The organism is Halopseudomonas yangmingensis (assembly GCF_900114825.1).
GTDB lineage: Bacteria > Pseudomonadota > Gammaproteobacteria > Pseudomonadales > Pseudomonadaceae > Halopseudomonas > Halopseudomonas yangmingensis.
The window spans coordinates 147,251-164,196 of record NZ_FOUI01000001.1 but is presented as its reverse complement, the minus strand read 5'-3'; the positions used below and the strand labels follow the sequence as shown (position 1 = coordinate 164,196).

18 protein-coding genes and 1 pseudogene are annotated in these 16,946 nt (G+C 61.1%); 9 read left to right on the top strand and 10 right to left on the bottom strand.

Going from position 1 to position 16,946, the window contains the following annotated elements; all coding sequences use genetic code 11:
* Positions 1 to 5: 5 nt before the first annotated feature.
* Both rhlB and BMZ23_RS00815 read left to right on the top strand, forming a co-directional pair.
* A pseudogene (gene rhlB / locus BMZ23_RS00820) lies at positions 6 to 1,448 on the top strand (ATP-dependent RNA helicase RhlB); the annotation flags it as partial.
* A 230-nt stretch (positions 1,449 to 1,678) separates the two neighbouring features.
* A complete protein-coding gene (locus BMZ23_RS00815; RefSeq protein ID WP_093471416.1) occupies positions 1,679 to 3,055 on the top strand; it encodes a PhoH family protein in 1,377 nt (458 codons plus the stop codon).
* Between the two features lie 47 nt (positions 3,056 to 3,102).
* Here the strand turns inward: BMZ23_RS00815 and BMZ23_RS00810 are convergent, their stop codons facing one another.
* The 4 genes from BMZ23_RS00810 to BMZ23_RS00795 are packed head-to-tail and all read right to left on the bottom strand — an operon-like array spanning position 3,103 to position 8,071.
* Positions 3,103 to 4,764: a phosphate ABC transporter substrate-binding/OmpA family protein gene (locus tag BMZ23_RS00810; RefSeq protein ID WP_143069537.1), complete on the bottom strand. Its 1,662-nt coding sequence runs from the start codon at positions 4,762 to 4,764 to the stop codon at positions 3,103 to 3,105.
* A gap of 43 nt (positions 4,765 to 4,807) precedes the next feature.
* Positions 4,808 to 5,662 carry an AAA family ATPase gene (locus BMZ23_RS00805; protein ID WP_093471412.1) on the bottom strand — a complete coding sequence of 285 codons (855 nt, stop codon included), beginning with the start codon at positions 5,660 to 5,662 and terminating at the stop codon, positions 4,808 to 4,810.
* On the bottom strand, positions 5,659 to 7,305 hold the full coding sequence (locus BMZ23_RS00800; protein WP_093471410.1) for an AAA family ATPase: 1,647 nt from the start codon (positions 7,303 to 7,305) through the stop codon (positions 5,659 to 5,661). The genes BMZ23_RS00805 and BMZ23_RS00800 overlap by 4 nt, the downstream gene beginning before the upstream one ends.
* A 4-nt stretch (positions 7,306 to 7,309) precedes the next feature.
* A complete protein-coding gene (locus BMZ23_RS00795; protein ID WP_093471407.1) occupies positions 7,310 to 8,071 on the bottom strand; it encodes a PspA/IM30 family protein in 762 nt (253 codons plus the stop codon).
* Between the two features lie 209 nt (positions 8,072 to 8,280).
* Here BMZ23_RS00795 and yaaA point away from each other — a divergent pair, with 209 nt between their 5' ends.
* Complete coding sequence (yaaA, locus tag BMZ23_RS00790; RefSeq protein ID WP_093471404.1) at positions 8,281 to 9,054, top strand: peroxide stress protein YaaA; 774 nt, start codon at positions 8,281 to 8,283, stop codon at positions 9,052 to 9,054.
* 19 nt (positions 9,055 to 9,073) lie between these two features.
* On the opposite strand, the gene BMZ23_RS00785 is transcribed toward yaaA, so the two are convergent.
* Together BMZ23_RS00785 and BMZ23_RS00780 are read right to left on the bottom strand one after the other, a co-directional pair.
* Positions 9,074 to 9,847, bottom strand: a complete 774-nt coding sequence (locus BMZ23_RS00785; RefSeq protein WP_093471401.1) for a class II aldolase/adducin family protein — start codon at positions 9,845 to 9,847, stop codon at positions 9,074 to 9,076.
* Positions 9,848 to 9,945: 98 nt separating this feature from the next.
* Entirely contained in the window at positions 9,946 to 10,407 is a 462-nt protein-coding gene (locus tag BMZ23_RS00780) for a flavodoxin domain-containing protein (protein ID WP_093471398.1), read from the bottom strand.
* Positions 10,408 to 10,518: 111 nt separating this feature from the next.
* Here BMZ23_RS00780 and BMZ23_RS00775 point away from each other — a divergent pair, with 111 nt between their 5' ends.
* Positions 10,519 to 10,956 carry a PAS domain-containing protein gene (locus BMZ23_RS00775; RefSeq protein WP_093471395.1) on the top strand — a complete coding sequence of 146 codons (438 nt, stop codon included), beginning with the start codon at positions 10,519 to 10,521 and terminating at the stop codon, positions 10,954 to 10,956.
* Between the two features lie 17 nt (positions 10,957 to 10,973).
* Here BMZ23_RS00775 and BMZ23_RS00770 read toward each other — a convergent pair whose 3' ends face one another.
* From BMZ23_RS00770 to BMZ23_RS00760, 3 genes are all read right to left on the bottom strand, one after another.
* Positions 10,974 to 12,197 (bottom strand): HD-GYP domain-containing protein, encoded by a 1,224-nt coding sequence (locus BMZ23_RS00770; protein ID WP_177197182.1) that lies wholly within the window; start codon positions 12,195 to 12,197, stop codon positions 10,974 to 10,976.
* A gap of 84 nt (positions 12,198 to 12,281) precedes the next feature.
* Positions 12,282 to 13,238, bottom strand: a complete 957-nt coding sequence (locus tag BMZ23_RS00765) for a MerR family transcriptional regulator (RefSeq protein WP_177197181.1) — start codon at positions 13,236 to 13,238, stop codon at positions 12,282 to 12,284.
* A gap of 96 nt (positions 13,239 to 13,334) precedes the next feature.
* Positions 13,335 to 13,598 (bottom strand): DUF6482 family protein, encoded by a 264-nt coding sequence (locus BMZ23_RS00760; protein WP_218143532.1) that lies wholly within the window; start codon positions 13,596 to 13,598, stop codon positions 13,335 to 13,337.
* A 239-nt stretch (positions 13,599 to 13,837) separates the two neighbouring features.
* Here BMZ23_RS00760 and folE point away from each other — a divergent pair, with 239 nt between their 5' ends.
* The 4 genes from folE (at position 13,838) to BMZ23_RS00740 (ending at position 16,057) form a co-directional block, all read left to right on the top strand.
* The gene (gene folE, locus BMZ23_RS00755) at positions 13,838 to 14,395 is read left to right on the top strand and encodes a GTP cyclohydrolase I FolE (protein WP_093471384.1); all 558 of its coding nucleotides are present in this window, start codon (positions 13,838 to 13,840) and stop codon (positions 14,393 to 14,395) included.
* 9 nt (positions 14,396 to 14,404) lie between these two features.
* Positions 14,405 to 15,085, top strand: coding sequence for an SDR family oxidoreductase (locus BMZ23_RS00750; RefSeq protein WP_093471382.1), 681 nt, complete (start codon positions 14,405 to 14,407; stop codon positions 15,083 to 15,085).
* A 149-nt stretch (positions 15,086 to 15,234) separates the two neighbouring features.
* Positions 15,235 to 15,570 (top strand): HopJ type III effector protein, encoded by a 336-nt coding sequence (locus tag BMZ23_RS00745; RefSeq protein ID WP_093471379.1) that lies wholly within the window; start codon positions 15,235 to 15,237, stop codon positions 15,568 to 15,570.
* A 4-nt stretch (positions 15,571 to 15,574) separates the two neighbouring features.
* Positions 15,575 to 16,057 carry an RDD family protein gene (locus BMZ23_RS00740; RefSeq protein WP_093471376.1) on the top strand — a complete coding sequence of 161 codons (483 nt, stop codon included), beginning with the start codon at positions 15,575 to 15,577 and terminating at the stop codon, positions 16,055 to 16,057.
* A gap of 1 nt (position 16,058) precedes the next feature.
* Here the strand turns inward: BMZ23_RS00740 and BMZ23_RS00735 are convergent, their stop codons facing one another.
* Positions 16,059 to 16,370: a YqfO family protein gene (locus BMZ23_RS00735; protein ID WP_093471374.1), complete on the bottom strand. Its 312-nt coding sequence runs from the start codon at positions 16,368 to 16,370 to the stop codon at positions 16,059 to 16,061.
* Between the two features lie 161 nt (positions 16,371 to 16,531).
* Here BMZ23_RS00735 and BMZ23_RS00730 point away from each other — a divergent pair, with 161 nt between their 5' ends.
* The gene (locus BMZ23_RS00730; RefSeq protein WP_093471372.1) at positions 16,532 to 16,864 is read left to right on the top strand and encodes a hypothetical protein; all 333 of its coding nucleotides are present in this window, start codon (positions 16,532 to 16,534) and stop codon (positions 16,862 to 16,864) included.
* Positions 16,865 to 16,946: the final 82 nt, after the last annotated feature.

Below are 16,946 nucleotides of genomic sequence, written 5' to 3'. Positions count from 1 at the left end.
TGCCTGTGCTCAAAGCACTGAAAAAACTGTTCAACAAACCCGGCGAGCCATTGCAAGAACCGAGTCTGGCCGATATCGAGCGCCAGCAGGCGGAACAACCGGCACGTCCACCGAGACCGGCCGCCAGCGCCGACGCAGCGCCCGACGACAGCCCGGACGGCACACAGAAGCCTCCGCGCAAACCGCGCAAGGCCAAGAGCCGAGCGCCGCGCACCACACCGGTCACGCAAAAGCCCTGGTCGCTTGACGACTTCCAGGTAGCTCCGATGGAAGGCAAGACCCGCTTCCACGACTTCCCGCTGCCGGACAGCCTGATGCAGGCCATCCAGGACCAGGGCTTCAGCTACTGCACGCCGATTCAGGCCGAAGTACTCGGCAAGACCCTGCGCGGACATGACGCCATCGGCCGGGCGCAGACCGGTACCGGCAAGACCGCGGCCTTCCTTACCTCAACCATTGCCCAGTTGCTGGAAACGCCGCCGCCGGACGAGCGCTTCATGGGCGAGCCGCGGGCAATGATTATCGCCCCTACCCGCGAACTGGTAATGCAGATTGCCAGCGATGCCGAAGGCCTGACCCGGCACTGCCCGCTGAACGTGATGACCTTTGTTGGCGGCATGGATATCGACAAGCAGCTGCGCCAGCTGGAACAGCGCTATTGCGACATCCTGGTGGCCACCCCCGGCCGCCTGCTGGACTTCTGTAACCGCGGCGAGCTGCATCTGGATCTGGTGGAAATCCTGGTACTCGATGAAGCCGACCGCATGCTCGACATGGGCTTTATTCCGCAGGTCCGCCAGATCATCCGCCAGACGCCGCGCAAGGGCGACCGCCAGACCCTGCTGTTCTCCGCCACCTTCAGCGACGACGTAATGAATCTGGCCCGGCAATGGACCGAGAATCCCGCCGTGGTGGAAATCGAACCGGAGCGCCCGGCCTCGGAAAACGTTACCCAGCAGGTCTATGCCGTCAGCAGCAGCGACAAGTACAAACTGCTTTACAACCTGATAACCCAGCTGGAACTGGAACGGGTAATGATCTTCGCCAACCGCAAGGACGAAGTGCGGCGCATCCAGGAGCGGCTGCTGCGTGATGGCGTGGATGCTGCCCAGCTGTCCGGCGATGTGCCGCAGAACAAGCGGGTACGCACCCTCGACAACTTCAAGAACGGCAAGCTGCGCGTACTGGTAGCCACCGACGTGGCCGGCCGTGGCATCCACATCGATGGCATCAGCCATGTGATCAACTACACCCTACCGGAGGACGCGGAGGACTACGTCCACCGTATCGGTCGTACCGGCCGGGCCGGCGCCAAGGGCACCTCAATCAGCTTTGCCAGCGAGGACGATGCCTTCCAGATTCCGCCGATAGAGCAGTTGCTGGGTGGCAAGCTGGAATGCATTCCGCCGGAGGAGCGCTTCCTCAAGCCGGTCCCCAAACGCCAGCACAGCGCAGAGGAAAAGGCCGTGTTCGAGGCCGCCGAGGCCGAACAGGCGGATGCCGCCGCCCGTGCCCGCAAGCGCTCGACGACGCGCAATCCGCACGGACGTCGCGACCGCCGCTGACTTGAGCCTGTCACAAAGCCGGGCTATACCTCAGGTCAGGGGCGCGCAACCGGCGCGCCCTACCCGGCCGGGTCGGCCAGCGGCCCGGCACTGCGACCAGAGAGGCAGCGCCCATGGCAGCCAGCGCGGCAACCCGACTGACCTGTTACGTACTCGACACCAACGTCCTGATCCACGACCCCAACGCCCTGCTGAACTTTGAAGAACACCCGGTCATCATTCCGATGACCGTCCTTGAAGAACTCGACAAGCTCAAATCTGGCAACACCAGTCTGGCCGCCGATTGCCGACAGGCGATCCGGCTGATTGACCGCACCCTGGCGGACGCCAGCCCGCAGGAAGTCGAACAGGGGGTGCCGATACGCCGCCTGAACGGCCAGCTACTCGGCAGTCTGGCCATCCTGATGGCCCAGGCCAACAGCCTGAAACTGCCGGACAACCTCAACGACAACCGCATCATCAACCAGCTGTGCATGCTCCAGGAACAGCGCCCCGGCGCGCGTATCGTACTGGTCTCCAAGGACATCAACATGCGCCTGAAGGCGCGTGCCTGCGGCATCGATGCCGAGGACTACCAGACCGATCAGTTGCTGGATGACATCGACCTGCTGCCACGCGGCTACCACCAGCTCGATGGCAGCTTCTGGGACCGGGTGGAGAAGGTCGAGACCCGCCAGCAGACCGGCCAGACCCTGCACCAGTTGCTGCTGGGCGAGCGGCTGCCGGCCCTGTATGTGAACGATTTCATCAGCGACAATCAGGGCTTTGTCGGCTGGGTCAAACAGATCGAGGGTGAGCGCCTGCTGGTCCGCGACCTGCACCGCGAACCCTTGCTGGAGCGCGAGGCCTGGGGGCTGCGGCCGCGCGACCTGCCGCAGGCACTGGCACTGTTCGCGCTGCTGGACCCGGATGTACACCTGGTCAACCTGACCGGCGCCGCCGGCTCCGGCAAGACCATTCTGGCGCTGGCCGCAGCCATCGAGCAGACCATGGTCAGCAAGCAGTACCGGCGCATCATTGCCACCCGCAGCACCCAGGGGCTGGACGAGGACATCGGCTTTCTGCCGGGCACCGAAGCGGAGAAGATGGAACCCTGGCTGGGTGCCATTACCGACAATCTGGAAGCGCTACACATGGACGACGAGTACAGCGGCAGCAGTGTCGAATACATCCTCGACCGGGTGCCGCTGCAGTTCAAGTCACTCAACTACATCCGCGGGCGCAGCTTCCAGCACAGTTTCCTGCTGATCGACGAGTGCCAGAACCTCACGCCGCACCAGATCAAGACCATCATCACCCGCGCCGGCAACGGCACCAAGGTGGTCTGCCTGGGCAACCTGGCGCAGATAGACACGCCCTACCTGAATGCCACCAGTTCGGGCCTGACCTACCTGACCGAGTGCTTCAAGAACTTCGACCACGGGGTGCATATTCACCTGCAGGGTGTGCCGCGTTCGCTGCTGGCGGAATATGCGGAAAGCCACTTGTAGCCACTCAGCGGCCGGTGGAGCAGCCGCGCGCTCCACCGGCAGTCAGTTCACTCCAGAGTAAACCACTGCACCTCAACCCGACGGTTCAGCTCGCTGTCCGGGCTGACCGGCTCTTCCCAGCCGCGCCCGACCAGCTCAATACGTTCGCGATCAATGCCCGGATGGCGCTCAAGCAGCGCATCGGCCACCGCCTGGGCACGTTGACGCGACAGCTCCATGGCCTTGAGTGCCATGCTGCGCACCAGTGTTGGCCCGCCCTGGCGCTCGAATTCGGCCAGCCGCTGATTGTCCACATGTCCGCGCAGCAGCACTATCGAGCCGGGGCTGACCTGCAGGAAACGCCGGATGGTATCCAGGTACTCCTGGTTCTCCCGGGCCTGCTTGTCGAGCAGCGCGGAATTCGGCTCGAAGAAGAAGCGGATGTCCTTGCTCAGCAGCGCATCGCCTTCCAGCATCACCCGGTCACTGGTACGGATCGGAGCAATGGCTACGGTCTGCCCGGCAAACCGGCCAGTCTGCTCCAGCGCCTCCAGGGCGCGCATATCGACAAAGCGTGAGGGGTCAGCCGGGTTGCGGATCAGATCGCCATAGACCAGCACGGAAGACTGGAAAATGCCCTGGAAGGAGCCAGCGGCATCAATGGTTCCCTCGAAAAACGCGCGGTTTTCCGGCAGGTTGCTGAAGTGCACCTTGGACAGCTCATCCAGGGTTTCCGCCTCGCTCCAGCCAAAGGCCGACGCCACCAGCGCCGCCTGTTCGGCCGGCGCCTCACGCAGCCGCCGGTTGCCCTCCAGCAGGCCATAGACCAGACCTTCGACCATCTGCGGCTGGGCATCGGCAAAGCCCCTGTTGACCAGCAGCAAGTCGGAGACGATCAGCAGGTTGCGGTTGGACACCAGCATCTTCGCCTGCCCGGCCGATTCGGTGACTACCTGATCCGTGCGTGGCGACCAGCCGACGCAGCCATTCAGCCTGCCAGAACCACTGGCCAGCACACTGGCGTAGGCATCACAGGCCACCACGGCATCCTCGTAAAACACCAGCCCCAGCTCCCCGGCAGCGGGTCGTGCGTCCAGATCCCGCAGCACCTTGACCGGCACCCCGGCCTCGCTGGCCAGATAGCGAATAAAGAAATCGCTTTCATTGAACTGACTGGCCGCCAGCACCTTGCCCTTCAACTGGTTGACGCTGGCAATGCCACGGTCCACCACCACCTGATTGGCCCCCCGGGAAAAGGCAATCTGTGCCGGCACCTTCACGTCAAACTGCCGACCCAGCACCGCCAGCACATCGGCCGTGGTCACCGAGGCAGCAACCTGGCCGTTGTTGACCTTGGACCAGCCCTCCTCCTCATTCAGCGTCAGGCGCACCTGGAAGCCGTACTCGCGGGCGAACAGCGAATCCGGGTTGGGTTGCAGGCCGCCATTGGCGACGATCAGACCGGCGTAACCGGCATATTCACTGATATCCACATCAATGATCGAATCACGCGGCACATAGGGCGCCGCCGATGCCAGTGACGGCAGACTGCGCAGCGGCTCCACCGGTTCCGGGGCATCCGCATCGGCAAACAGCGCGGCCCCACCAACACCCGGTCCGGCATCGCGACCGATAAGCCAAATACCCAGCCCGATCAGCAATCCGACCAGAACGACAGTTATCAGGGTGCCGGCCGCGGAACCGCGTTGCCATAGCCTGGACTTGCTCATGCACAATCTCCTTGTGGTGTCGGGTGGCGGGCCACCCGGAAAATTACTGATCGAGGGGAGTGGTCGACTGGCGGACGGCTGCCGGCGTCTGCAGCACATGCGCCGGCAGGCGCTGACTGTCATGCTGGTCGAGCACCCCGAGCAGCTCACGCTGACTGTCGAGCCAACTGCTGGCCTCAGTGAACGAGGCGGTCAGCGCATCCAGACTGGCGCCAATATGCTGCTGATCGCTGGCCAGCAGCGCCTGCTCACGGATCAGCGCCACCTGCTGGCCAATCCGCTGCAGCTCCGCCTCGACATGTTCAAGCCGCCGCTCGGCCTGCTGGTGACCGGCCTGACGCGCATCGATCACGCCCTGTTGCTGCTGCAGACTGCGACGCAGCTCCTCACCCAGCTGCGGATCCTGCAGCCGCTCGGCAATCTGCTGTTCCTGGGTCAGCAACGCTTCGCGCTCACCCTGGGCGGTCTCGACCACCCGGGCAATCGCCTGACGCGCAGCCAGCAGCCGCAGGTTAAGCCACACCAGCTGTTCCAGACTGTCCACGTGGCTGGCCAGCAGGGCCGAACGGGTCAGCAACTGCATGACCTCGCGGGCCCGCACTTCAAGTGCCTGCTGATCGGCCCGGGAAGCCGGATCCAGCGCCTCGAGCAATTGCTGGTAGTGATCCTCAGGCGCAGCTACCGGCTGCCCGGCAGCCAGCACGCTGCGCTGGAACCGCTGGTTGTTGGCCAGCAGATACAAATAGGCCAGCTCAAGGCCGGCACCCAGTGCCCAGAATCCCGGATTGAGCAAGGCACCCAGCAGACCAAAAGCTGCCAGACCCAGCCAGTTGGGTGGGATCGGCATGCCCAGCGGGCGCGCGTTGAAGGCCGCGCCGATATAGCGCAGGGCATTCACGCCGGGGCCCCCAGATGCCGCAGGGCCGGGGCGACAAACTCCAGATCGGTAGCCTCGCGGATCGCCAGGCGCATCTGGAACTCCAGCACATCCGCTGGCACCGGTGGCTGATAGCCCTTCAAGCAGGCCTCCAGCGCCTGCAACGCCGGCATCTCGAGGGTGCGTGCCTGACGGTAAACCTTGACCGCCAACGCTTCGGCAGCACCGGGCGTCAGCAACAGCGGCAAGGCCAGCCCCTGCAGCTGCTCAAGTTCCAGCGCCAGCCCCAGGCGCCCGAGCAGGGCACACAACAGCACGGCACTTTCCGCCACACTGGTGGTTGGCAGCAAGGGCACCTTGACGTCGACCCGGCCGGGACGCTTCAGATCCACCTCGATCAGGTCCGGACGCGAGGAAGCAAGGATCCAGATGATCCGGCCACGGTTGTTGGAGTCGCTCATTTCCTGGGCAATCATCGAGTAGATGCGCCCGGACAGACCGCTGTCGCCACTGCCGGCATCGCGCCGGCCGAGGGTCTGATCGGCCTCATCAATAAACACGATGCAGCGCCCCAGGGCACCGATCAGACGAAAGATCTTCTCCAGGTTGCCCTCACTGGAGCCCACCCAGCGATCACGAAAGTTCTTCAGCTTGAGCACCGGCACACCAGCCTCGCCGGCCAGGCACTCCACCAGATAGGTCTTGCCGGTGCCCACCGGGCCGGCGAACAGGTACCCCTTGGGCAGGGCCTGTACCTCGCCGGCCTGCCATAGCGCCATGTCCTGACGCAGGCGGGTCTTCAGCGTCTCCTGGGCATGGTAGTCATCCAGGCTGCGGCGCGACTCGATAAACTCGACCAGGCCGGCGGCATCCCCTTCGACCAGTTGTTTCTTCGCCTGAATCCAGTCGGCACTAGCGATCACCCGCTGCTGATGTGCACGCAGGCGGACCAGGCTGTTCAGCGCGCTGATGCTGACACCGACCAGCGCATCGGCCATACGCTGATCACCGACTTGCGCATCGAAGGCCGCCGGATATTCCAGCCGCCACTGCGCCAGCGCCTGCTGCAACAGGGCACTGTCCGGCAGCGGCACACGGATGCGCGCTACTCGCGGATTGAAGGCAACCTGCGGGTGCAGATCGTTGAGGTTGTCGGCTATCAGCACGCTGACAAAGGGCAGGTCGACGAATGGCGGCTCACCCGCCCAGTCATGGATCAGGCTGGCCAGACCGGCGACCTCGAAGTCGCCCTGCCGGCCATTCGGCAATATCTGCTCGGCGCCGCGCAGGATGCACGCCACATGTTCCGGCTGGGCGCGTCCGAGGGCCACCAGATTGGCCTGGTAGCGCAGGTAGCGACTGACCAGCTGCACCGCCGCCATAGGTTCACGCGGCCAACCCTCAAGGCGCGCCGCGGCCGGCCACTGGGCCACCCGCTCGCTGCCACGGACCACGCTGAGTCCGTTGCCCGGATCGTAATGAAAGACCACATCAAAGGATGCCAGCAGTCGCGCATCCAGATAGCGGCCCAGACTGGCCAGCCGCCCATCCAGCGGAAAACGGTCAGCAACATTGCCATACAGCACGAACTGGCCATGCGCACCGCTTTCATAGGCCAGCGCCAGTTCATCCATCCAGGCCACGGCGGCCTGATGTGCAGGCACGCGCTCAGCCCTGTTCGCTGTCGGTCAGCGGCTTGCTGCCCATGCTGCGCGAAACCGCTGCCGGTGCAGCCGTCTCTGCCGGCTCCAGGGCGATTCCCTCACGGGCGGCAAAATCAGCCAGCGCCAGATCGGCCAGGGCGTTCATTTCCGCTTCCTTGATCTCGATCTCGCCCATGTCCATCGCATCGCGCGCCACCCGCGCACGACCGGCGGCCTTGGTGCGCTCTTCCTCGACCATCTCCTGCAGCCGGTTGAGGGTGTCGCCGGAGCCGCCGATCTCACTGACCATGCCGGCAGCCATTTCATTCATCTCGGCCATCGCGGTCTTCATGCGCATGTCATTGATCGCCCCCTTGAGGTGCTCGATCTTGCTACGCGCGGCGCTTACTGCCACATCCCGCGCCTTGACCAGATTGCGGTAGGACTCCTCGGCCTGCTCCAGCTGCCGGCGGTTCTCCTCCAGTTCGCTGGCCAGGGTCTGCAGGCGCAGGGCATTCTGTGCCGCCGCCTCGCGGTTGCCGGCACGCAGGTGGGCGGTGACCCGGGCGCGCAACTCGCGCTCTTCGGTTTCTTCCTTGCGCACCTGGGCCATCAGCCGCTCAGCCAGGCCGGCATGGGCAGCCAGCCCCTGATTGAAACTGGCAATCTGCTTGCGCAGGTTTTCCTGCTCCAGCTCCAGCAGTGCTTCCGGGTTGCGCCGCTCGATATCCTTGACGAACAGCGAGAGCATGCCGGTCAGGACATTCTTCAGACGGGTCAGCAGCATGAGGTCACTCCATTACCTTGTTATGATTCCGGCAGGCTGGCGCACAGCGGCGACAGTCAAAGCCGATAAGGTACTCGACTGCCGGTGCTGACGAAAGCCCTGAGCGGCCCCCAGCGGCTGACCATAGCCGGCAACTATCAGGGCCATGGCTCACCCCTGGCAAGCACATCGGGCATAATGGCCACCGGCTTTTGATGGAGGTACTTGCAATGCTGATGGTGATTTCCCCGGCCAAGACCCTGGACTATGACACCCCGCCGATCATCACTGACTTCACCGAACCCCGCTTTGTCGAGCACAGCGCCGAGCTGATCGGGATACTGCGCGAGAAGTCAGTGCAGGCGATTGCCGAGCTGATGTCGCTATCGGACAAGCTGGCGGCGCTGAATGTCGCCCGCTACGGCAGCTGGCAGCCGCACAGCACGCCAGAGAATGCCAAGCAGGCGCTGCTGGCGTTCAAGGGCGATGTCTATACCGGACTACAGGCCGAGGATTTCAGCGCCGAGGATTTCGCCTTCGCCCAGCAGCACCTGCGCATGTTGTCGGGACTCTACGGGGTGCTGCGGCCCCTCGACCTGATGCAGGCCTACCGGCTGGAAATGGGCACCCGCCTGGAAAATACCCGCGGCAAGGACCTGTATGCCTTCTGGGGCGAGCGGATCACCGACTGGCTGAATCAGGACCTGCAGGCGCAGGGTGACGACATCCTGCTCAATCTGGCCTCACAGGAATACTTCAAGGCGGTACGCCGCCCGGCGCTCAAGGCGCGGATCATCGATGTGGAGTTCCGTGACCGCAAGAACGGCCAGTACAAGATCATCAGTTTCTACGCCAAAAAAGCCCGTGGACTGATGGCCCGCTATGTGATCCGCGAGCGCATCAGTGATCCGCAGCAGCTTCAGCAGTTTGATCTGGAAGGCTATCGCTACGACGCCGCCAGCTCCTCGGCTGACAATCTGGTATTTCTGCGCGAGGAGCAGTAGGCGCCCGCCGGCGGATCACTCAGTTGTCAAACCCCGGATTGACCCGCTGCAGCTTGCGCAGCAGTGCCGGCCAGGCCAGATTGGCGCCGGCACCCTTGGTCACCTCGCGCATGCTCTGAATGGCGCTGTCGAGGATCGACTGCGGAATCGGGATCAGCTCCGCGCCGCCGGCCTGCGCCTGCACCTGAATTTCGCAGCAGCGCTGCAGGGTGTACATACCGAGGAAGGCTTCGGCGACATTGCGCCCGCAGGTCATCAGACCATGGTTGCGCAGCACCATGTTCTTGGTCATGCCCAGATCCTTCTGCAGACGCGCCTTTTCATCCTCACGCAGCGCCACCCCCTCGTAGTCGTGATAGGACAGGCTGCTGAGCACGAACAGTGCCTGCTGCGAAATCGGCAGGATACCGTCACGCTGTGCCGACACCCCGACACCGGCGTTGGTATGGGTATGCAGCACACAACCAACGTCATGGCGCACTTCATGAACGGCACTGTGAATGGTGAAACCGGCCGGATTGATGTCAAACGGTGAGTCCATCAGCTTGTTGCCGGCCAGATCGATCTTGACCAGGCTGGACGCGGTGATTTCCTCGAACATCAGCCCGTAAGGGTTGATCAGAAAGTGTTCGGTACCCGGGATCTTTGCCGAGATATGGGTGAACACCACATCATCCCAGCCATACATGGCGACCAGTCGGTAGCAGGCAGCCAGATCGACCCGGGTCTGCCACTCTTCGGCACTGACCTGATCACGCAGGGAATTGACGGAAACGGCCTCTGATACATTCATTCACGCGCTCCTCTTGTTGTTCATTGGCACAGCGGAACGACCCACCGGCATTGAACAGCAGTCTAGACGCAGAAAATCCACACAGACGGTAGCCCCGGTTACAGTTGCCGCGCCGCCAGTGCCTCGACGAACTCGCCGAGCCAGGGTTCGGCATCGTCCTCTTGAGTCACCGTTTCACTGGCATCCAGCTGCAGCATTGGCAGCAGTTCGCGGCCCTGCAACTCAAGCAGCTGTTCGCGCATCAGCAGGCCACCAGCGCAGAAGGTATCCGGATAGGCACTGTCACCCAGGGCAATCACCCCGAATGGCTTCCCGTCCAACAGCGGAAAGCGCTCCTGCAACTGCAGGTGCAGCGGCAGCAGGTTGTCCGGCAGCTCACCCATCCCGGTAGTCGAGGTGCACACCAGCCAGGCATCTGCCTGTTGCTCGAGCAACAGATCCAGACTCATCTCGCCCAGACGCTCCACCTGCAGTCCGGCACCCTGCAGAACCGTCACAGCCCTGTCGGCAACCAGATCGGTTGTACCGAACATCGACCCACTGATAACCACCACCCGCATGACCGACTCCCTAACGTCATTGTTCGCCAGCATTATGCCGAACCACGCAGTCGCTGGACAGGCGCGGCGTTCCGGTTAGAATGGGCCCTGAACTCCCGCAGGGCTGGAACAATGATCAACGCCAAACTTCTGCAACTGGTTGTAAACGCATCGAATGACGGCATAGTGGTTGCCGAGCAGGAAGGTGATGACAACATCCTGATTTATGTGAATCCGGCCTTCGAACGGCTGACCGGCTATTCAAAGGACGAGATCCTCTATCAGGACTGCCGTTTTCTGCAGCGCGGAGACCGTGACCAGCCCGGGCTGGACGCCATACGCCAGGCCGTCAAGGACGGCAAGCCGTGCCGCCAGATTCTGCGCAACTACCGCAAGGATGGCAGCCTGTTCTGGAATGAACTGTCGATCACACCGGTGCGCAATGAAGCCGACAACCTGACCTACTTTATCGGCATACAGAAGGATGTCACTGCCGAAGTTGAGGCCACCCAGCGCGTCAAGGAACTGGAAGCCGAGCTGGCAGGTCTGAGGAACGCACAAAACTCCTGACAAAGCGCCTTGAGCACCTATCTCAAGGCGTTCAGTGTCTGTGCCGCGAAAGCCTCAAGATCAAGCCCAATTTCATCGGCTGCCAGCGCACGGACTATGCGCAAGCGTTTTTCTGCCGGCAAGGCAAGCTCGGTAGCCAGATCAACAATACGATGCAGATGGCAGCTTGCCGGATTGCCTCCAACTACCGCGACTTTCGGCAGCAAGCGCCACTGCGGATTATTCGCTATCACCACCGCAACCTCACCCGAGCTCAACTCAACCGGCACCCCGGGCGGGTATACACCCACGCTTTCGATAAAACGGATGACCAGCATTTCGTCAAACTGGGTGCCACGATTGGCATAGAGAATATTCAGGGCCCGATCTGAGGATTGCGCAGGGCTGTAACAGCGCTGACTGGTGATTGCATCGTAGGCATCAACAATACTGGTGATCCGGGTAAAAAAACCTATCTGGTCCGGCGGCAGTTGCTGAGGATATCCCTTGGCATCCATTCGCTCGTGATGGCTGCGCACGGCAGCCAGCACAGTCGGCGGAAGATCAGGATCATCCCGCAGAGCCTCGTATCCCTGCTCGGCATGCCGCTTGACCACCTCGAACTCTTCGGCAGTCAGACGCCCAGGCTTGTTAAGCAGGTCCGCAGGCACCTGCATCTTGCCTACATCATGCAGCATTCCGCACAGACCCAACCACTCAAGATGCAGCCTTGACAGCCCCAGATGCCGACCGAAATTCATCGCCAGAATAGCCACATTCAGACAATGCTCGGCAGTGTAACGGTCGGCATGCTTTATACGCGCCAACCACAACATGGCACTGGGATTACGCACAATGGAATCCAGACAGTCGCGCAGGGACCCGACAATATCTGCACTTCGCAGCGGCTTGCCGGCACTGATCTCGGCCAGCATAACCTCAATGTCATCCAGTGCCTTGCGCTGGGCAACACTGGCCGCCAACAACTCTTCAGGCATGTTACTGAGCAGCGGGTAACGGGGAGCAACAATCTGCTCAACCAGACGGGCCGCCTCGATCTCTTGGGGTGTCAGGCGTGACTTGTGGACATCAACAGAAACCCTGCGACAAAGCGACTGCAAGGTCAGCAGGTCATCCTCATTCTTCAGCAGAATTCCCTGCAACATGAAAGGAGTCTGTAGCCAGGAACAATCCAGCTCGCAAACATACATACCAAGGCGCAAATGGCTAACGGGAAGACTGATTACCTGAAGCTGCTTCATCGACATCCGCCCGCCGCAAGTAGTGCCATATTGCCGCCATCGACGAGCATAAACAAGCCGGTATCACAATGCCCGGCCGGCAAATCAGACGGGCTGACTTGCGTCGAGCAAACTGGCAAGCCGCTGCGGCAATTGCGCGCCCAATGCACCCAGACTGAGCATGGGCAACGCATCCACCTGGTCCGACTGTAAATCACAGGCATCACCCAACAGCCCTACCGGGCAGTCGAGCGCCATAGCGGCACGGGGCAGAGTACGCTGCAGCAGCTCGTTCTCAAGCAAACGGTCGGAATACAACAGCAGCGCCGCACAACCGGAGCGCCCGGCAATATCCAGCAGTTGCGGGTATTCCGGCATCGCCTCCAGCAAGATCAGGTTTGTCGAAGCATTCGCCAGCACAGCGCCAGCCATCCAGGCAGCAGCAAGGGAGGGTTGCCCTTCCGGAACAATCATAAGAATCACCGGCTGCGCCGGATCCGTGCGACTGGCATAACGCTGCAGGCGTGAAATGATAAAACTCTCGAACATCAGTCGCGCTGCGAACTGGCCACCCTGCTGGCGCTGCAGCCGGCGCAACAGTGGCAGCCACAAATCCACCATAAGAGTGGCTAACGGAAATTGCTGACACAACTGCCCGTGCAGCTGTTCGAGACGATTCAGGTCATAGCGGTTCAGCGCATCATCCAGGCGCCCAGCCCAGTCTTCCAGCTCACCGGAACCTGTTGCACAGACCTCGGGCCTGTCTGGCGAGCGTACGGGTCGAGCTGGAGGTTGCCGGTCAATGATACTGACCACTTTACTCACCGCCACACCGCGCTCAATCCAGTCGAGAATACTGCGTACCCGCTCGACATCCGTCATCGAATACAGCCGATGACCACTCTCTGTGCGATGGGGACGCAGCAGTCCGTAGCGCCTTTCCCAGGCACGCAGGGTTACCGGGTTGACTCCGGTGAGGCGCGACACCTCACGGATCGGGTAGAGGTCTTCGCTCACCAGATCATCGGCGGTGGCGCTTTCGATGTTGGAACTCTTTGTCATGCCTTGACCATCCGCTGCCAAAAGGAAGCACGTTTCGCTGCTCGTAACGCGCAATTGTACCAGCATTGTACATTGATCAACCAAAGCACCTGAGCATCAGTCCTCAGCACGCCCGATCGCCTCGTCATGGGCTATCCTGACCTGCAATACAGACGGATCAACGCCCGCCTTTCGCAGACAGCGCCGTGCCTCATCCAGCGTTGACCAGACTAACGGCTTACCTCCGTAGCTGTCACAAACCACCTGATCGCTCTTGCCAGACTCGACCACCAGGGCAAGGTACCTGCCAAGACAGGCTTGCGTGGTAATATCCACCCTGACTGCCGAATTGCCGAGCACGCAGGACTTCAGTTCAGTCAAGGGAACGCCCATAGCACCCACCACATCTGTACAATTTAGATAATTTGTACATGAAAAACCCTGCTAAAACAAGCAAACCTTGCTGAATAACACAAATTACTCATAAAAAGCTTGTACACGATAAGCATAGGGTATAGCTTTTTAATCGGAGTCAGCGCCTGTCTTTGCCCCCGGTCCCCCTGGCGGGCCTGACTCCTACCCAACTCACCCTGATCGACCGCACCAACGGACACACAGACATGAGCCTCGAAAACCTGACACGTAACTATCACGAAATACTGGAAAATCTGGGCGAAAACCCTCAGCGTGAAGGGCTCACCGGAACCCCGCTGCGTGCCGCCAAGGCCATGCAGTTCCTCTGTCACGGTTACCAGCAATCCCTGGAAGAAATTGTCAACGGCGCCCTGTTCGAATCCGATAACGACGAGATGGTGATCGTCAAGGACATCGAACTGTATTCCCTGTGCGAACACCATCTTCTGCCCTTTATCGGCAAAGCCCATGTCGCCTACATTCCTACCGGCAAGGTGATCGGCCTGTCGAAAGTGGCACGCATTGTTGACATGTTTGCCCGGCGCCTGCAGATCCAGGAAAACCTGACCCGACAGATCGCAGAAGCCCTGCAGTCCGTCACCAATGCCAAGGGTGTTGCTGTGGTCATCGAGGCAAAGCACATGTGCATGATGATGCGCGGTGTGGAAAAGCAGAACTCATCAATGCACAGCTCAGTCATGCTTGGCGCCTTCCGGGACTCGGTCAACACGCGCCAGGAATTCCTGCAACTGATCAGAAACTGAGTCGAGACCATGAGCGAACAGAGCATCCTGATCACCGGCTGCAACAAGCGCGTCGGCAAAGACCTTGCTGTGCACCTGCTGACGCGAGGCTTTCGGATAATCGGCACTGTCCGCGAACTGCCGGCAGACCCGGTGGCAGGCATCGACTACCACCAGGTCGAGCTGACTGATCAAGCCCGGGTTCTGGCATTTGTCGACACCCTGAAAAGCAGCGATACCAAGTTGCGCGGCATCATCCACAATGCATCCCAATGGCTGGATGACTCGGCAGCGAACATGAACACCATGTACCAGCTACATGTTCTTGCTCCCTACCTGATCAATTTCGGCCTTGCTGAACTGGTCAACCAGGCCCCGCGCTGCGATGTCATCCACATCTGCGACGACACCGCCAGCAGAGGAAGCAGCAACCATGTTGCCTATGCAGCCACCAAGTCCGCCCTGCTGAACATGATGCTGTCATTCGCCAAACTCTACGGCACCAATGCCAGGGTCAACGCCATTTCTCCGGGCCTGCTCTATCTCAAGGAAGGCGAGAGCGAAGAGTACGCCCGCACCACCATTGCCAAAGCGCGCCTTGCATTTGAGCCCGGTTCCGAACCCATCATCAAGGCCGTGGATTATCTGCTGGATGCCGGCTATGTGACCGGGTCCAATCTGGTCGTCAACGGTGGCCGCCATCTCAAGTAACCCGCCCCCAGGCAACAACCCCGAATGATTGCCGCTGCAACGCCACGAACGTATCATCCACGCCAGCCCGCACCGAAACGCGAGGCTGTATACGCCATACCCTACAGCGAGTAGAAAAACCGCCACCAGAGAAAGGACGATTGACCCTGATGCCTGCACAACACTTGCTGGACCTGATTGGCCGTCCGCAGCACTGCTTTGCCGACACCCTGGCCTTTATTGAAGCGCACTACCTGCACACGCCCTGCGCCTTCGACAATGGCCCGCTGCACAACACCGCCGAACAGAATCAGGGGTCATGCAAGGTGCTGGCAATGGCCATCGATCTGGGCCTGAGCGACCAGCAAGCCCTGCAATGCTTCGCCGAGCACTACCAGGCAGTATTGGACGACCCGAAGGGTGAGGCGCATGGCAATATCCGCGCCCTGATGCAGCACGGACTGGGCGGCGTGCGTTTTGCCTGTCAACCCTTGCAGAAGCGCTGAAGCCGTGCGCCGCCAACTCCAGCCCGAGGGCTATTTTCCGGCAGCCGGACTGATACGCCGGCTGGCCGCCATGTTTTATGACTTTCTGCTGTGTCTGGCTCTGGTTATGGTACTTACCCTGCTGTATCAGCAGGGGCTCCTGCGGCTGATTCACGGCCCCGAACAACTGCTGGCACTCTCCGAGGCTGGCGCCCTGGACCGTGATCCATGGCTGGCCAGCATGCTCTTGCTCAGTCTGTTCGGCTACCTGGGCTGGATGTGGGCCTTCAAGGGCCAAACGTTGGGCATGCAAGCCTGGCGTCTGCGACTTGAGGATGAGCAGGGTCGCGCAATCACCCTGAACCAGGCACTCATACGCTTTCTGGTTGCCCCTCTGGGACTGCTGTGTGGCGGACTGGGAATGCTCTGGATACTCTGGGATCCGTACTCGCGCAGCTGGCAGGACATTGCGTCGGGCAGCCGTATAGTGCGCCTGCCGAAGCCCTGAGTCAGAGGTTTTCCAGGCGCCACAAATCGAAAGCCGGTTCCTCGTAGGGGTGTGCGCGGCGCAGCGCTGCGATCATCGCCGGCACCTCAACATCCTCGCATACCAGTTCCACACGCCACTCAGCCACCTGCTCCAGCTCGCCGGTACATCCCAGAAAAGGCTGACTGCCGGCCAGCGGCCTGAACTGCCCCTGCCCCAATACCTGCCAGCAGCAACGGTCATAGTTGCCGATACGCCCGCCTCCCGCGTCGAACACTGCCTGCTTGACTGGCTCCAAATGAGATTCCGGCACAAAAAACACCAGCTTGTACATTCTTTACCCCCCGAGATACTCAGCTAGAGTGTTGCAATCGACCCCGGCATTCTTTACCGCTATCGGGTACTGATGACGAGACCGAATAAAACGATTACTCTGATATCAGCTTGACATGTTACTGACGCCCGAAGAATGACGCTTTACCCTGGAGAGCCGCCATGAACCCTGAAGCCAATCGCCTGATGCTGGAAGTGGAAAAGCTGCGCCGCGAAACCAACCGCCGCATGATCAGCGCGCAGGTCAAGCAGCTGTCCATGGAGAACATAACCCCGCTGCTGACCATGGTAGCCCGCTGCCGCAGCGAATACTTGCAAACCCTGATGGACATGTCTGCAGAGTGCAAGGGCAACCTTCCGGATGAAGCAATGATCGAGCGCCTGCGCCATCGCCGCCTTGTCTATGAAGAGCTTAAAACGGCAGTCAATGCACTGGAAACAGCCGTTCAACGGGACTATCTGGACGTCGAAAATACCCGCAACAGACAGACATGACCGGCCCTGCACAACAGACTGTTGCGAAGCCGGCGGCAGTCTGCGCTTGACCGTGCATCAACGGGTCTTTAGCCTTGCCGGA

Bases quoted from the DNA above. Each gene is read 5' to 3' on its own strand.
- BMZ23_RS00815 (WP_093471416.1), top strand. From the start codon at position 1,679: ATGGCAGCCAGCGCGGCAACCCGACTGACCTGTTACGTACTCGACACC.
- BMZ23_RS00785 (WP_093471401.1), bottom strand. From the start codon at position 9,847: ATGAATGTATCAGAGGCCGTTTCCGTCAATTCCCTGCGTGATCAGGTC.
- BMZ23_RS00810 (WP_143069537.1), bottom strand. From the start codon at position 4,764: ATGAGCAAGTCCAGGCTATGGCAACGCGGTTCCGCGGCCGGCACCCTG.
- BMZ23_RS00745 (WP_093471379.1), top strand. From the start codon at position 15,235: ATGCCTGCACAACACTTGCTGGACCTGATTGGCCGTCCGCAGCACTGC.
- BMZ23_RS00765 (WP_177197181.1), bottom strand. From the start codon at position 13,238: ATGACAAAGAGTTCCAACATCGAAAGCGCCACCGCCGATGATCTGGTG.
- BMZ23_RS00750 (WP_093471382.1), top strand. From the start codon at position 14,405: ATGAGCGAACAGAGCATCCTGATCACCGGCTGCAACAAGCGCGTCGGC.
- yaaA (WP_093471404.1), top strand. From the start codon at position 8,281: ATGCTGATGGTGATTTCCCCGGCCAAGACCCTGGACTATGACACCCCG.
- BMZ23_RS00770 (WP_177197182.1), bottom strand. From the start codon at position 12,197: ATGAAGCAGCTTCAGGTAATCAGTCTTCCCGTTAGCCATTTGCGCCTT.
- BMZ23_RS00730 (WP_093471372.1), top strand. From the start codon at position 16,532: ATGAACCCTGAAGCCAATCGCCTGATGCTGGAAGTGGAAAAGCTGCGC.
- BMZ23_RS00735 (WP_093471374.1), bottom strand. From the start codon at position 16,370: ATGTACAAGCTGGTGTTTTTTGTGCCGGAATCTCATTTGGAGCCAGTC.
- BMZ23_RS00775 (WP_093471395.1), top strand. From the start codon at position 10,519: ATGATCAACGCCAAACTTCTGCAACTGGTTGTAAACGCATCGAATGAC.
- BMZ23_RS00795 (WP_093471407.1), bottom strand. From the start codon at position 8,071: ATGCTGCTGACCCGTCTGAAGAATGTCCTGACCGGCATGCTCTCGCTG.
- folE (WP_093471384.1), top strand. From the start codon at position 13,838: ATGAGCCTCGAAAACCTGACACGTAACTATCACGAAATACTGGAAAAT.
- BMZ23_RS00780 (WP_093471398.1), bottom strand. From the start codon at position 10,407: ATGCGGGTGGTGGTTATCAGTGGGTCGATGTTCGGTACAACCGATCTG.